Annotated in this window: 13 protein-coding genes and 1 pseudogene; 8 read left to right on the forward strand and 6 right to left on the reverse strand. The window is 59.8% G+C overall.

Annotation, left to right across the window (positions count from 1 at the left end):
* Window positions 1-70: 70 nt before the first annotated feature.
* Window positions 71-280: a hypothetical protein gene (locus WGT02_RS02550; RefSeq protein ID WP_024313483.1), complete on the forward strand. Its 210-nt coding sequence runs from the start codon at window positions 71-73 to the stop codon at window positions 278-280.
* A gap of 13 nt (window positions 281-293) precedes the next feature.
* Here WGT02_RS02550 and WGT02_RS02555 read toward each other — a convergent pair whose 3' ends face one another.
* Window positions 294-662, reverse strand: coding sequence for a helix-turn-helix domain-containing protein (locus WGT02_RS02555; protein ID WP_024313484.1), 369 nt, complete (start codon window positions 660-662; stop codon window positions 294-296).
* 316 nt (window positions 663-978) lie between these two features.
* Here WGT02_RS02555 and mbfA point away from each other — a divergent pair, with 316 nt between their 5' ends.
* Window positions 979-1962: an iron exporter MbfA gene (mbfA, locus tag WGT02_RS02560; RefSeq protein WP_208249232.1), complete on the forward strand. Its 984-nt coding sequence runs from the start codon at window positions 979-981 to the stop codon at window positions 1960-1962.
* 155 nt (window positions 1963-2117) lie between these two features.
* Here the strand turns inward: mbfA and WGT02_RS02565 are convergent, their stop codons facing one another.
* Together WGT02_RS02565 and WGT02_RS02570 are read right to left on the reverse strand one after the other, a co-directional pair.
* The gene (locus WGT02_RS02565; protein WP_024313486.1) at window positions 2118-2717 is read right to left on the reverse strand and encodes a transglutaminase-like cysteine peptidase; all 600 of its coding nucleotides are present in this window, start codon (window positions 2715-2717) and stop codon (window positions 2118-2120) included.
* 151 nt (window positions 2718-2868) lie between these two features.
* Window positions 2869-3669 carry a carboxylesterase gene (locus WGT02_RS02570; protein ID WP_208249230.1) on the reverse strand — a complete coding sequence of 267 codons (801 nt, stop codon included), beginning with the start codon at window positions 3667-3669 and terminating at the stop codon, window positions 2869-2871.
* 178 nt (window positions 3670-3847) lie between these two features.
* Here WGT02_RS02570 and infC point away from each other — a divergent pair, with 178 nt between their 5' ends.
* The 5 genes from infC (at window position 3848) to pheT (ending at window position 9302) form a co-directional block, all read left to right on the forward strand.
* On the forward strand, window positions 3848-4384 hold the full coding sequence (infC, locus tag WGT02_RS02575; RefSeq protein WP_024313488.1) for a translation initiation factor IF-3: 537 nt from the start codon (window positions 3848-3850) through the stop codon (window positions 4382-4384).
* A 428-nt stretch (window positions 4385-4812) separates the two neighbouring features.
* Window positions 4813-5016 (forward strand): 50S ribosomal protein L35, encoded by a 204-nt coding sequence (rpmI, locus tag WGT02_RS02580; RefSeq protein ID WP_004108077.1) that lies wholly within the window; start codon window positions 4813-4815, stop codon window positions 5014-5016.
* A gap of 39 nt (window positions 5017-5055) precedes the next feature.
* The gene (gene rplT, locus WGT02_RS02585) at window positions 5056-5460 is read left to right on the forward strand and encodes a 50S ribosomal protein L20 (protein ID WP_007798644.1); all 405 of its coding nucleotides are present in this window, start codon (window positions 5056-5058) and stop codon (window positions 5458-5460) included.
* Between the two features lie 320 nt (window positions 5461-5780).
* Window positions 5781-6863: a phenylalanine--tRNA ligase subunit alpha gene (gene pheS, locus WGT02_RS02590; RefSeq protein ID WP_024313489.1), complete on the forward strand. Its 1083-nt coding sequence runs from the start codon at window positions 5781-5783 to the stop codon at window positions 6861-6863.
* A gap of 15 nt (window positions 6864-6878) precedes the next feature.
* Window positions 6879-9302 carry a phenylalanine--tRNA ligase subunit beta gene (gene pheT, locus WGT02_RS02595; RefSeq protein WP_208249227.1) on the forward strand — a complete coding sequence of 808 codons (2424 nt, stop codon included), beginning with the start codon at window positions 6879-6881 and terminating at the stop codon, window positions 9300-9302.
* 51 nt (window positions 9303-9353) lie between these two features.
* On the opposite strand, the gene WGT02_RS02600 is transcribed toward pheT, so the two are convergent.
* On the reverse strand, window positions 9354-9713 hold the full coding sequence (locus tag WGT02_RS02600; protein WP_037114966.1) for a nuclear transport factor 2 family protein: 360 nt from the start codon (window positions 9711-9713) through the stop codon (window positions 9354-9356).
* A 100-nt stretch (window positions 9714-9813) separates the two neighbouring features.
* Complete coding sequence (locus WGT02_RS02605; protein ID WP_024313492.1) at window positions 9814-10809, reverse strand: aldo/keto reductase; 996 nt, start codon at window positions 10807-10809, stop codon at window positions 9814-9816.
* A gap of 128 nt (window positions 10810-10937) precedes the next feature.
* Between WGT02_RS02605 and WGT02_RS02610 the strand changes: the two genes are divergently transcribed.
* The gene (locus WGT02_RS02610) at window positions 10938-11828 is read left to right on the forward strand and encodes a LysR family transcriptional regulator (RefSeq protein WP_208249224.1); all 891 of its coding nucleotides are present in this window, start codon (window positions 10938-10940) and stop codon (window positions 11826-11828) included.
* A gap of 44 nt (window positions 11829-11872) precedes the next feature.
* Here the strand turns inward: WGT02_RS02610 and WGT02_RS02615 are convergent.
* Window positions 11873-12323, reverse strand: a pseudogene (locus WGT02_RS02615) (ferritin-like domain-containing protein).
* Between the last annotated feature and the right edge of the window lie 19 nt (window positions 12324-12342).

Raw genomic sequence — 12342 nt, forward strand, 5'->3', positions numbered from 1 at the left:
CGCTTTGCAAAGATACACAAAGCCACCAGTATCTTCCCGGGGATCAACCAAAAAACCGAGGGCAACTTCCATGACGGCAGCAGCCACTTCTTTGTCTTTCCAGTCTGACGATGTCGATGTTCTTGCCGGCGCGCTCTATGCTTGGTGTGCCGAGCGCAACATCAAGCTGCGCAGCCAGCAGGGACTTTCCATCGCCAGCATCGCGATCGATCTCTATCATGCCGGCCATCAGACACAGGACGATCTGCTTGTCGCGCTTCACGAGTGCGAACTGCACTGACTGACTGCAGAACTCAGCCCAAAGCCTCGGCGTAGCTGTCACCGGTCATGATCGACAGGATGGTTTTTACGGCCTCCTTGCCCGCCGTGGAGCGAAGCTTGTCGTAGTGGAGGGCGAGCTCATAGGCTTCGGGACTCAGCCCCGGTCGCGCTAATCCGTCAGTCGGGTTGGCCCCCTCGAACAACTCCGAAATATCCACGCCGAGAAAGACCGCGATCTGGTGAAGTTTGCTTGCAGATACGCGATTGGTGCCTTTCTCGTATTTCTGAATCTGTTGAAAAGTCAGCCCCAGCGCCTCTCCCAGTTCCAGCTGCGATATGCGTCGTTTGGCCCTGAGTGTCCGTACATTTCTGCCGACAATAATATCTACCGGATCTGGCACTGCTGTGTTCCCTTATAATACAATCAAATGCGCTAGTACTATGCCCGCCTTTTGTAATATCGCAACCTGATAGTTGCAAACTTCATCCTGCTTTTGCTGTGGTTTTTGAGCCTGCAGCCATACACTTTCGGCGTAGGCATAGACTGTAACGTGCACGCTATTCCGATGCCAGTTAAGGGCGGCAAGCGCGTGCGAATGGCAGGTCATTTTACTTGTCGTGACCGTCCACTGATTCTCTCTCGCTTCCATGCCCTGGCAAACTTGACCGAAGCGTCGGCGACTCTTATTTTAGAACGGTTCTAAAATCGAGGTTGTCATGCTGCGCAAGCTTTTGAGGTTATCCAAGCGTTCGTTCGATTCTTTGTCCGAACAGGAAATACTCGCACTCGCGATTGGGTCCGAGGAGGAGGATGCGCGCATCTATCTCGCCTACGCCGACATGTTGCGCAGCAACTATCCCGCGTCTGCGAAAGTCTTCGACGAGATGGCCGAGGTCGAAGACACGCATCGCAAGTCCCTGATTGCAATCTATCGCCAGCGGTTCGGCGAGCGCATCACGCTCATTCGTCGAGAGCATGTGCAAGGGTTTTATGAACGCAAGCCCGACTGGCTGCGGCGCAGCCTTCCGCTGGAAAAGATCCGGAGCGAAGCCGAAGCGATGGAGCGGCAGGCCTATCGCTTCTATGTCGAAGCGGCCCGGCGCGTCACGGATGCGCAGACCCGACAGTTGCTCGGTGACCTCGCATTGGCGGAGCAGGGCCACGAGGACATTACCCGCATCCTGGGCGACAAGCACACGCCTGCGCAGGTCAAGGCGGAGGAAGATCACGCCGCTCGCCGCCAACTGGTGCTCACCTATGTGCAGCCCGGCCTTGCCGGCCTGATGGACGGCTCGGTGTCGACGTTGGCCCCGATCTTCGCAGCCGCCTTTGCCACTCACGACACCTGGCAGACCTTTCTTGTCGGCATGTCGGCATCCGTGGGCGCCGGCATCTCGATGGGCTTCACGGAAGCGGCGCACGACGACGGTAAGATTTCAGGCCGCGGTTCCCCGATCAAACGCGGTATCGCCTGCGGTGTCATGACCGCGCTTGGCGGTCTCGGTCATACACTGCCCTACCTGATACCGAATTTCTGGACCGCAACGACGATGGCCGTGGTCATTGCGATCTTCGAGCTCTGGGCGATTGCCTTCATCCAGAACAGGTACATGGAAACGCCATTCCTGCGCGCCGCACTGCAGGTGGTCGTTGGCGGCAGCCTTGTTCTCGGTGCCGGCATTCTGATCGGCAATGGGTGAGGCGAGGTCCGACGCAGCCGGAGCAATTCGATCCAGTGAATCGATTGCTACACCTAGCGCCTGAGCCTTAGCGAAGCCCGGGATATGGTGCTGCGAAGTTCCCAACGAGTAAAGGCCGGCATCTCGCCAGCCTTTATTCCTCAATCCGATATCGTCTACTTCAGAGCACCGACGAGAACGTCGCGGCCATTTTCGATAGTGACCCAGCGGCCGGCATTGTTGCTCGACTGGCGCTTGATAAAGGAATAGGGGGTGTCGAACCACGGCTTGACGTTGGATGCCAGGTTGTCGAGCACGAAGTCGCCGTTGCTGGTGCGCAGCGTCAGCACAGCATGGCCCTCGCCGTCTGGCTTGCGGACCACCGTGAGAAGAAGATTAGCCGGCGAAACTCCGCGCTGGATAAGGATGCGACGCTTCAACAAGGCGAAATCCTCGCAATCGCCGGCGGTCGTCGGATAGGCCCAGACCTCATCCCTGCCGTAGATTTCCTTGTCGGTCATCGGCGTGATGCTGTGGTTGACCATGGAGTTGACCGAGCGCACCATTCCCCATTTCGCATCCGACATCTCGGCCGGCGAGACATTGCGGTTCGGGCCGCATTCATTGCGATGGGTCTGGCAGAAGTCGTAATGGCCGATCGGTTGGGAAGTGGCAGCGCCAGTGACCATCGAAAGGTTGTTGGTGGAAGCCGGCGTCGCGGCTGTCGACATAGCAAACACGGCCATCATGGCCACGACGAAACCCTTGATCCGCACGCCCGCTCTTCCCTTGCATCGCCCATGTATTGTTAACAAAAAGTTAACGGACGGAGGCTCGGAGAGTCAATCGTTACTTCTGGGGAGGGGGCTGCTACCCACCAACATGGTTAAAATCCGTTAGGATTTGGCACAGCTGGTATCGTTTGGCTTAGCGGATCAGCCCTTTGACCGCAGCAAACATGCGCGCGATGTCCTGGGGTCGCGACAGCCGGTGATCGCCATCACGCACCAAGGTCAGCACGACGTCGTCGGCGGGAAGATGTTCCACGAGCTTCATGGCGTGCTGATAGGGAACGTCGGGATCCTTCATGCCTTGCAGGATATGCACCGGGCAGTGGGTCTCGATGATGCCCTTGAGCACGCTGTTATCGCGCCCGTCCTCCATGAGCGCCCGCGTATAGATGTTCGGCTCCGGGCTGTAGGCCGATTGCTCTTCGAAGTATCCGTGCTCGACCAGCGAGGCTTTCTCTTTCTTCGTGAGGTTCGGTTCGATCAGATCGGAGGTAAAGTCGGGAGCCGGCGCAATCAGTACCATACCGTCCACCTTCGGCCCGTCCTGCCGCTTGGCGAGCTCCTGGGCGAGCCGCAAGGCAATCCATCCGCCCATCGACGATCCGACGATGAGAATGCGTTCGGGTGCTTTATGGAGGATCACGGCAAGCGCTTCCTCCAGCCAGCGCGAGATCGTCCCGTCGGTAAATTTGCCGCCGGATAGACCATGACCGGAATAGTCGAGGCGCAGGCATGCGAGGCCATTTTCCGCTGCGAACTTGTCCAATTCGACCGCCTTGCTGCCGCTCATGTCGGAGCGGTATCCGGATAGCCAGACGAGGGTTGGGCCACCTGCTTGGCCAGATTGGCTTCGCGCGAAATATGCGATCTCGCGCGCAGCTTCGCCCTGTCCGACGGTCAGATATTCTTGGTCATGAGTGAGATTTGCGTCAGACATCGCGGAACTCCAGTTGTTTTGGCCTATAAAACAGATTCTTGACAGGCTGACAGCAGATGATTTTTCCGCTAAAGGATGTTACTGACTCCGTTGCAGCGATGGCGAAACTACGTTTGTACGTCCGTTATTGGAGGTGCCAGGCTGCAGCGATCCGAAACAACGCGAGGAGAATACGACCATTCGCAGACCTTTTAAAAACGACGCGCCCGTTAAGGAAGGGCCGCGCTCGAACAGGGAAATTCGCATTCCCAAAGTTCAGCTGATCGATGCTGAAGGACAGAATTTAGGCGTCGTGGCCACAGACCAGGCCCTGAGAATGGCAGAAGAAGCCGGACTCGACCTGGTGGAAATTTCCCCCAATGCTGAACCGCCTGTGTGCAAGATCCTCGATCTGGGCAAGCTGAAATACGCAAACCAGAAGAAGGCGGCTGAGGCGCGCAAGAAGCAGAAGATCGTCGAAGTCAAAGAAATCAAGATGCGCCCGAACATCGACACCCATGACTATGAGGTGAAGATGAAGGCGATGGGCCGCTTCTTTGAGGAAGGCGACAAAGTCAAAGTGACACTGAAGTTCCGCGGCCGTGAAATGGCGCACCAGGAACTCGGCATGAAGCTGCTGCAGCAAGTGAAGGCCGATACGACCGAGTTCGCAAAGGTCGAAGCCGAGCCCAAGCTCGAAGGCCGCCAGATGATGATGGTGCTTGCGCCGAAGTGAAGCGCACGCCACTCTCGTATCAAAGCCGTCCGTGAGGGCGGCTTTTGTATTTTGGGTTGGTGCTTACCCAATCTGACAGGATGTGCTCAACGGCAGGCTCATGGCGGCCGGCTCGATCTGGCTACCTCGCGGCTGGGTGGGCTTGAGGTGAAACTGACGCTCTCCGCCATGCCCGCCCGCCCGCCGGCAATGGCCTAGAAGATTCATCGGCTGCCCCGTTGCACTTTTATGACGCTGCGGTTATAAGCGCGCGTCCGAACTGACCGGCAGGGCATGCCGTGGCAGTTTCGAATGCTTGCGGAACGGTTCGTCACCGGAGCCGCAGATCAACAACAACGCTCCCGCACCTTGTTGCGACGGCCGGTATCGGGCATCGCGAGAAGGCTTCTTTGGTGAAGCAGCCGGGGGTACAGAAACGGAGTAGCAAAATGCCCAAGATGAAGACGAAGTCCTCCGCCAAGAAGCGGTTCAAGATCACCGCGACCGGAAAGGTCAAGGCTGCAGCTGCTGGCAAGCGCCATGGCATGATCAAGCGTACCAACAAGTTCATCCGCGATGCACGTGGCACCATGGTTCTCGCAGAACCGGATGGCCGCAAGGTCGTGAAGAACTACCTGCCGAACGGTCTCTGAGACTATTCCGCGAACGCTTTAGATTAAGGAGATCATGAAATGGCACGTGTAAAAAGAGGCGTTACCGCCCACGCCAAGCACAAGAAGGTTCTGAAGGCCGCCAAGGGCTTTTATGGCCGCCGCAAGAACACCATCCGCGCCGCGAAGGCTGCCGTCGATCGTTCGAAGCAGTACGCTTATCGCGACCGCAAGATCAACAAGCGCAACTTCCGCGCCCTCTGGATCCAGCGCATCAACGCTGCTGTCCGCGAATTCGGCCTGACCTACGGCCGTTTCATCGACGGCCTGAACAAGGCTGGCATCGAAGTCGACCGCAAGGTTCTCTCCGACATGGCTATCCATGAGCCGGAAGCATTCGGTGCACTCGTTGCTGCCTCCAAGAAGGCGCTCGAGTACCTGAAGGACGCTGGTACGAAGAACGAGTTTGAAGCAGCCGTCAACTAAGCCGGCGCCATTCGAACTTTTGTTTCGATGATTTTGAACCCGCGCTGGCAAGGCTTGCGCGGGTTCTTTTGTTTCTACCGAAAGGCTTCGGGAAGGTTCGGCAGAGGCCCAGCGGGGTCCGGTTGGTGATGTGCCGTTCGAGGCCACGGTCGAACTGGGCAAACACACAGGCTTTCTCAGCCGCTTTTTATGGTGTGCCCGGTTGATTGGCCGCGTGCACATGGGTAGTGATCTGCGACGCTTCATCGTGGCAATCCAGCTATCCGATGCATGTTTTCGTGAATTATCGACAAGACTGACGCCCCGTGAGGCAGGAAAAGATGACCGAACTCGAAACCCTGGAAAAGCAACTTCTGTCTGATGTGGCAGCCGCTGCCGACGAGCCGGCGATCGAAGCCGTGCGTGTCGGCGCGCTCGGCAAGAAGGGTTCGGTCTCCGAGCTCCTGAAGACGCTTGGTTCGATGACGCCGCAAGAGCGCCAGACGCGCGGCGCCGCCATCAACGCGCTGAAGAACGCCGTGATGGATGCGATCACGGCCCGCAAGGCGGAGCTCAAGAAGGCAGCGATCGATGCACGCCTGAAGGCAGAAACTGTCGACGTCAGTCTGCCCGTCCGCTCGTCGCCGGCCGAGCGTGGCCGCATCCATCCGATCAGCCAGATCGTCGACGAGATCACCGCGATCTTCGGCGACATGGGCTTCTCGATCGCCGAGGGCCCCGATATCGAGACCGATTACTATAACTTCACGGCACTGAACTTCCCGGAAGGCCATCCGGCCCGCGAGATGCACGACACCTTCTTCTTCAATCCTGATGAGAACGGTGAGCGCAAGGTGTTGCGCACACACACCTCGCCGGTGCAAGTGCGCACCATGGAAGCGCAGAAGCCGCCGATCCGCATCATCATCCCGGGCAAGACCTACCGCCAGGACAGCGATGCCACCCACTCGCCGATGTTCCATCAGGTCGAAGGCCTGGTCGTCGACAAGAAGGCCGACGTTGCCAATATCCGTTGGGTGTTGGAAGAATTCTGCAAGACCTTCTTCGAGGTCGACAGCGTGACGATGCGTTTCCGCCCGTCCTTCTTCCCCTTTACTGAACCGTCCTTCGAGGTCGACATCCAGTGCGACCGCTCCGGCCCGATCGTCAAGTTTGGCGAAGGCACCGACTGGATGGAAATCCTCGGCTGCGGCATGGTGCACCCGAACGTGCTGCGCGCCGGTGGCCTCGATCCAGACGAGTATCAGGGCTTTGCCTGGGGCATGGGTCTCGACCGCATCGCCATGCTGAAGTACGGCATGCCCGACCTGCGCGACTTCTTCAACGCCGACGTCCGCTGGATGACCCATTACGGCTTCCGCCCGCTCGACATGCCGACGCTGTTCGGTGGTCTGAGCGCGTAAGGGAGGATAGAGATTATGAAGTTCACACTTTCCTGGCTGAAGGATCATCTGGAAACGGATGCCACCCTCGATGAAATCTGCACCCGCCTGACCCAGATCGGGCTCGAGGTCGAGGACGTCGACGACAAGGCGGCGTTCAAGCCCTTCGTCATCGCCAAGGTGCTGTCGGCGGAAAAGCATCCGCAGGCCGATCGCTTGAAGGTCCTGTCGGTCGACACAGGCAACGGCGCTCCCGTCCAGGTGGTCTGCGGTGCGCCGAATGCGCGCGCCGGCCTGATCGGCGCCTTCGCGGCACCCGGCACCTATGTTCCAGGCATCGAGGCGATGCTTGCCGTCGGCAACATCCGCGGTGTCGAGAGCCACGGCATGATGTGCTCCGAGAAGGAACTGATGATCTCCGATAATCACGAAGGGATTATCGACCTGCCGGAAGATGCGCCGATTGGCCAAAGCTATGCGGCTTATGCCCATCTCGATGATCCGCTGATCGAGATCAATCTGACGCCGAACCGTCCGGATTGTACCTCGATCTACGGCATCGCCCGCGATCTGGCAGCCTCCGGCCTCGGTACGCTAAAGACGCGTTCCGTGGCATCCTTCGCTGTCGACGGCGAAACACCGGTCAAGCTGACGCTCGATCTCGACGACGCCAAGCTCTGCCCGGGCTTTGCGCTGCGTCTGGTGCGCGGCGTCAACAACGGCCCGAGCCCGAAATGGGTGCAGCAGCGGCTGCTCGCCATCGGCCTTCGCCCGATCAATGCGCTTGTCGACATCACCAACTACATGACCTTCGATCAGGGCCGGCCGATGCACGTCTTCGACGCCGCCAAGGTCAGGGGTAACCTGACCGTGCGCCGCGCCAAAGAAGGCGAGACCGTCCTCGCCCTCGATCAGCGGGAATACACGCTCAATGCCAACAACGTCGTCATATCAGACGAAGAGGGTATCGAGTCGATCGGCGGCATCATGGGCGGCGAGCATTCCGGCTGCGATGAAAACACCACCGATGTGCTGCTCGAATCCGCGCTCTGGGATCCGATGAACATCGCCAAGTCTGGCCGTGGCCTCGGCATCATCACCGATGCCCGCTATCGCTTCGAGCGCGGCGTCGATCCGGAATACATGGTTCCGGGCCTCGAGCGCACCACCGAACTGGTCCTCGAATTCTGCGGCGGCACTGCCGCCAGGGCAGAGGTCGTCGGCTACAAGGGCTACGAGCCGAAAATCGTCGATTTCCCCTTCTCCGAGGTGAGGCGGCTGACGGGCCTCGACGTTTCCACTGAGGAAAGCACCGAGATCCTGACGCGTCTCGGCTTCAAGGTTACGGGCTCCGGCGAGCGTGTCTCGGTCGCCGTTCCCTCCTGGCGTCCCGATGTCGATGGCAAGGCCGATCTCGTCGAAGAGGTCATGCGCATTCACGGCGTCGATAACATCAAGCCGGCGCCGCTGGAAAGCCATGCGGCCGTCAACGGCAAGATCCTGACGGCGCTGCAGATCCGCACCCGCATCGCCAAGCGTGCACTTGCTTCGCGTGGCATGCTGGAAGCGGTCAACTGGTCCTTCATTTCTGAAGATCAGGCGAAACTCTTCGGCGGCGGCTCGCCGGCGCTCAAGCTTGCCAACCCGATTGCGTCAGACATGTCCGACATGCGCCCCTCGCTGCTGCCGGGCCTGCTCAGCGCCGCCCAGCGCAATGCCGACAAGGGCTTTGGCGACGTCGCCATCTTCGAAGTGTCCGGTACCTATGAGAACGACCGGCCGGAAGGCCAGCGCCGCGTCGCTGGCGGCATCCGCCGCGGGAGCGCATCGCTGGCCGGCGCTGGCCGCATGTGGTCGAACAATGTCAAGGGCGGCGGCAAGCCGGTCGATGTCTTCGATGCCAAGGCCGATGCGCTCGCCGTGATCGAAGCCTGCGGCCTGCCGATGGGCAACATCCAGATCGAACAGGGCGGGCCTGAATGGTACCACCCCGGCCGCTCCGGCACGATCAAGATGGGTCCGAAGGTCGTGCTTGGCTATTTCGGCGAATTCCATCCCTCGACGCTTGAGGCGCTCGATGTTTCCGGCGCGCTGTGCGGCTTCGAAGTCTATGTCGACGCCATGCCCGAGCCGAAGAAGAAAGCGACCCGCACCAAGCCGGCGCTGGAGCTTTCGCCGTTCCAGGCCGTCAAGCGCGACTTCGCCTTCGTCGTCGACAAGGCAGTGGAAGCTGGCGCGATCATCAAGGCTGCGAGCGGTGCTGACCGCAAGCTGGTCACATCAGTCAATGTCTTCGACGTCTTCGAAGGTGCGTCGCTCGGCGACGGCAAGAAGTCGGTGGCAATTGAGGTGCAGATCCAGCCGGTCGAGCGCACGCTGACGGACGAGGATTTCGAGGCGCTGACCGAGAAGATCGTCGCCAGCGTGACAAAGTTCACCGGCGGCGTCCTCAGAGGTTGAGCGCATCGCACTTCGTAAGATCAAACGTCGGCGATCGTCTCGCCGGCGTTTCTATGTGTGCAGATAGTAGAGCTTGTTGACGATCATCCAGCGGCCTTCGATCTTCAGCATCGACAGATAGTCGGTAAAGAGCATTCCGGCGAAATTGTCGCTGACCTTCACGCTCGCCGCATCGCCGACGACGTCAAGCATCTGGATGTCCATGTGCGGCTGCGTTCCGGGTGGTGCCGAGCCTTCGGCGACGATTGCGGCAATGAATTCTTCCCGGTTCAGCCACTCGACGGCGTTTTCGTAGTGCCCGATGATGGCGCATTGCGGATGAAAGGCCTTCCGCAATGCGGCTTCGTTGGCGAAGGTCATGCCTTCGACGTAGAGATGAACGACTGCTTCGATTGCTTGCTGGTCCGACATGCATCACCTCGCCAGAACATGTCCATAGCATAGTGCAGGGACTGCTTGCGGCAAGGTCGCCGAAGGATGCGGCATGCGTTTGAGGCTTCAAACCTTTCGGTTAGAGGTTGGTCATCGCGAGTGATGCCTCCGTGTAGCGCTTGCCGGCGATCTGATCGAGCGGAATGGCGTCGCTCAGCTCAGCCAGTTCGGATGCGCTGAGTGCGATGTCCGCTGCCGCGGCGTTCTGCTCGAGATGATGGAACTTGCGGGCGCCGGGGATCGGCACGACGTCGTCTCCCTGGTGCAGCACCCAGGCGAGGGCAAGCTGCGCGGCCGTCACGCCCTTTTCCTCCGCGAGCGTTTCGAGTTTGGCCACGAGGGCGGCGTTCGCGTCGAAATTGCCGGACTGGAAGCGGGGCAGCTGACGCCGGAAGTCGTCGACGCCGAGATCCTCCGGCTTCTTTATCGAGCCTGTCAGAAAGCCGCGGCCGAGCGGGCTATAGGGCACAAAGCCGATGCCCAGTTCGCGGCAGGTGTCGAGAACGCCGTCTTCGGGATCGCGGGACCAAAGCGAATATTCGCTCTGCAGGGCCGCGATCGGGTGGACCGCATGCGCACGACGGATCGTGGCGCTGCCGGCCTCCGAGAGACCGAGTGCGCGAACCTTGCCTTCCCGCACCAGCTCCGCCATGGCGCCCACAGTGTCTTCGATCGGCACATCAGGATCCACCCGATGCTGGTAGAAGAGGTCGATCGTCTCGACGCCGAGGCGCTTCAGCGAAGCCTCGGCGACCCGCTTCACGTTTTCCGGGCGGCTGTCGAGACCCGTCATTGCGGCCGGTCCCGATTTCTCCGAATCGAGCTTGAAGCCGAACTTGGTGGCGATGACGAAGCGGTCGCGCACCGGCTTCAATGCCCGGCCGAGAAGCTGTTCATTGGTATAGGGACCGTACACTTCGGCCGTATCGAAGAAGGTGATGCCGAGTTCGACGGCGCGGTGCAGCGTCTTGATCGCCTCGTTCTCGTCGCTTGCGCCATAGGCGAAGCTCATGCCCATGCAGCCGAGGCCGACGGCAGAGACGGTCAGATCGTTTCCGAGTTTGCGGGTTTTCATGCGAAGGCTCCCTTGTCGAGCGAAGTTCAAACCGCGGTCGATACCGGCGGTACCGAAGTAACGTAGCGCCCGATCAATCATCAAAAAATACGTGCAATATATAACAGGCTGTTCTAACTGTTGGATCAATGAACCGGACACAGCTTGCCCAACTCGCCGTTCTTGCCGCCGTTTCCGAACGGCGAAGCTTTCGCGCAGCCGCCAAGGAATTGCAGATCGCGCCTTCTGCTGTCAGCCATGCGATCTCAAGCCTTGAAGAAAGCCTCGGCGTCCGGCTGCTGGCGCGAACGACACGCAGCGTGGCGCCGACCGAGGAGGGACGCCTTCTGCTGCAGCGCCTGAAGCCGGCGCTGGAGGAGATCGGGATCGCGCTGGAAGCCCTCACCGAGGCCGGCGGAAGACCGGCCGGCAATCTACGCATCACCGCCCCGCGCTTTGCCTCGGACATCCTTCTTGCGCCGCGGCTCGGCGAGTTCCTGAACCGCTATCCCGACATCACCCTGGAGATCGCCAATGAGGATGGCTTCACCGATATTGTCAGGGAAGGTTTCGATGCCGGGATCCGGCTGGAGGAGAGCCTTGAGGCGGATATGATCGCAGTGCGGGCCTCGCCCAGCCTGACGACGGTGATTGCGGGTTCTCCCGAGTATTTCGGGCGACACCCCAAGCCTCTGCATCCTTCCGATCTCGTCCATCATCGCTGCATCAAGCGGCGCTTCACCAATGGCACGATCTATCGCTGGGAGTTCGAGAAGGATGGGCAGGAACTCGTCGTTGCAGTCGACGGGCCGTTGATCGTCGCCGAGGACAGGCTCGCGTTGATGGCAGCACTGAACGGCGCCGGGCTCGCTTATCTCTTCGATCTGCGTGTCGAGAACGAACTGGCAAGCGGCAAGCTCGTCCGCGTGCTCGAAGACTGGTGTTCACCCTATCCCGGGCCGTTCATCTACTATCCCAGCCGACGCCAGATGCGGCCCGCTCTGCGCGCCTTCATCGACTTCTTCCGGTATATTGGCTGACGCGGGAGTGACGCCACGGGCATTCACTCCCACCTGATCGACAATCAGGCGGCGACCTTCTGGTTTGCGGCTGTTGTTGCAAGCTGCGACAGCGTCTTGTCGGTTGCCGTTTCTTCCTGCAGCGTCTTGTCGAGCAGGGCGACGACATCCTTCTTGCCGAGCGTCTGCGCCCAGGTCTTCAGCGTGCCGTAGCGGGCGATGTCGTATTGCTCCACCGCCTGCGCCGAGGAAATGAGACCTGCATCGATAGCCGCCGACCCTTTGAATTCTTCGATGATCTCTTCGCCTTCGGCAATGATGCCTTGGATAGCCTCGCAGGTCTTGCCCTGAGCGCGCCTGCCGACCAGTTCGAAAACCTCCTGCAGGCGCTCGACATGTCCCTCGGTCTGCTCCCGATGCTTTTCGAAGCCGGCCTTCGGCTCCTTCGATTGGGCCGCACGGGCCATTTTCGGCAACGCGCAGAATCTGCCGTTCGGCAAAGTAGATATCTTTCAACGTAGCGTAGAATAGATCG

The organism is Rhizobium sp. T1470, from assembly GCF_042140505.1.
Lineage (GTDB): Bacteria > Pseudomonadota > Alphaproteobacteria > Rhizobiales > Rhizobiaceae > Rhizobium > Rhizobium favelukesii.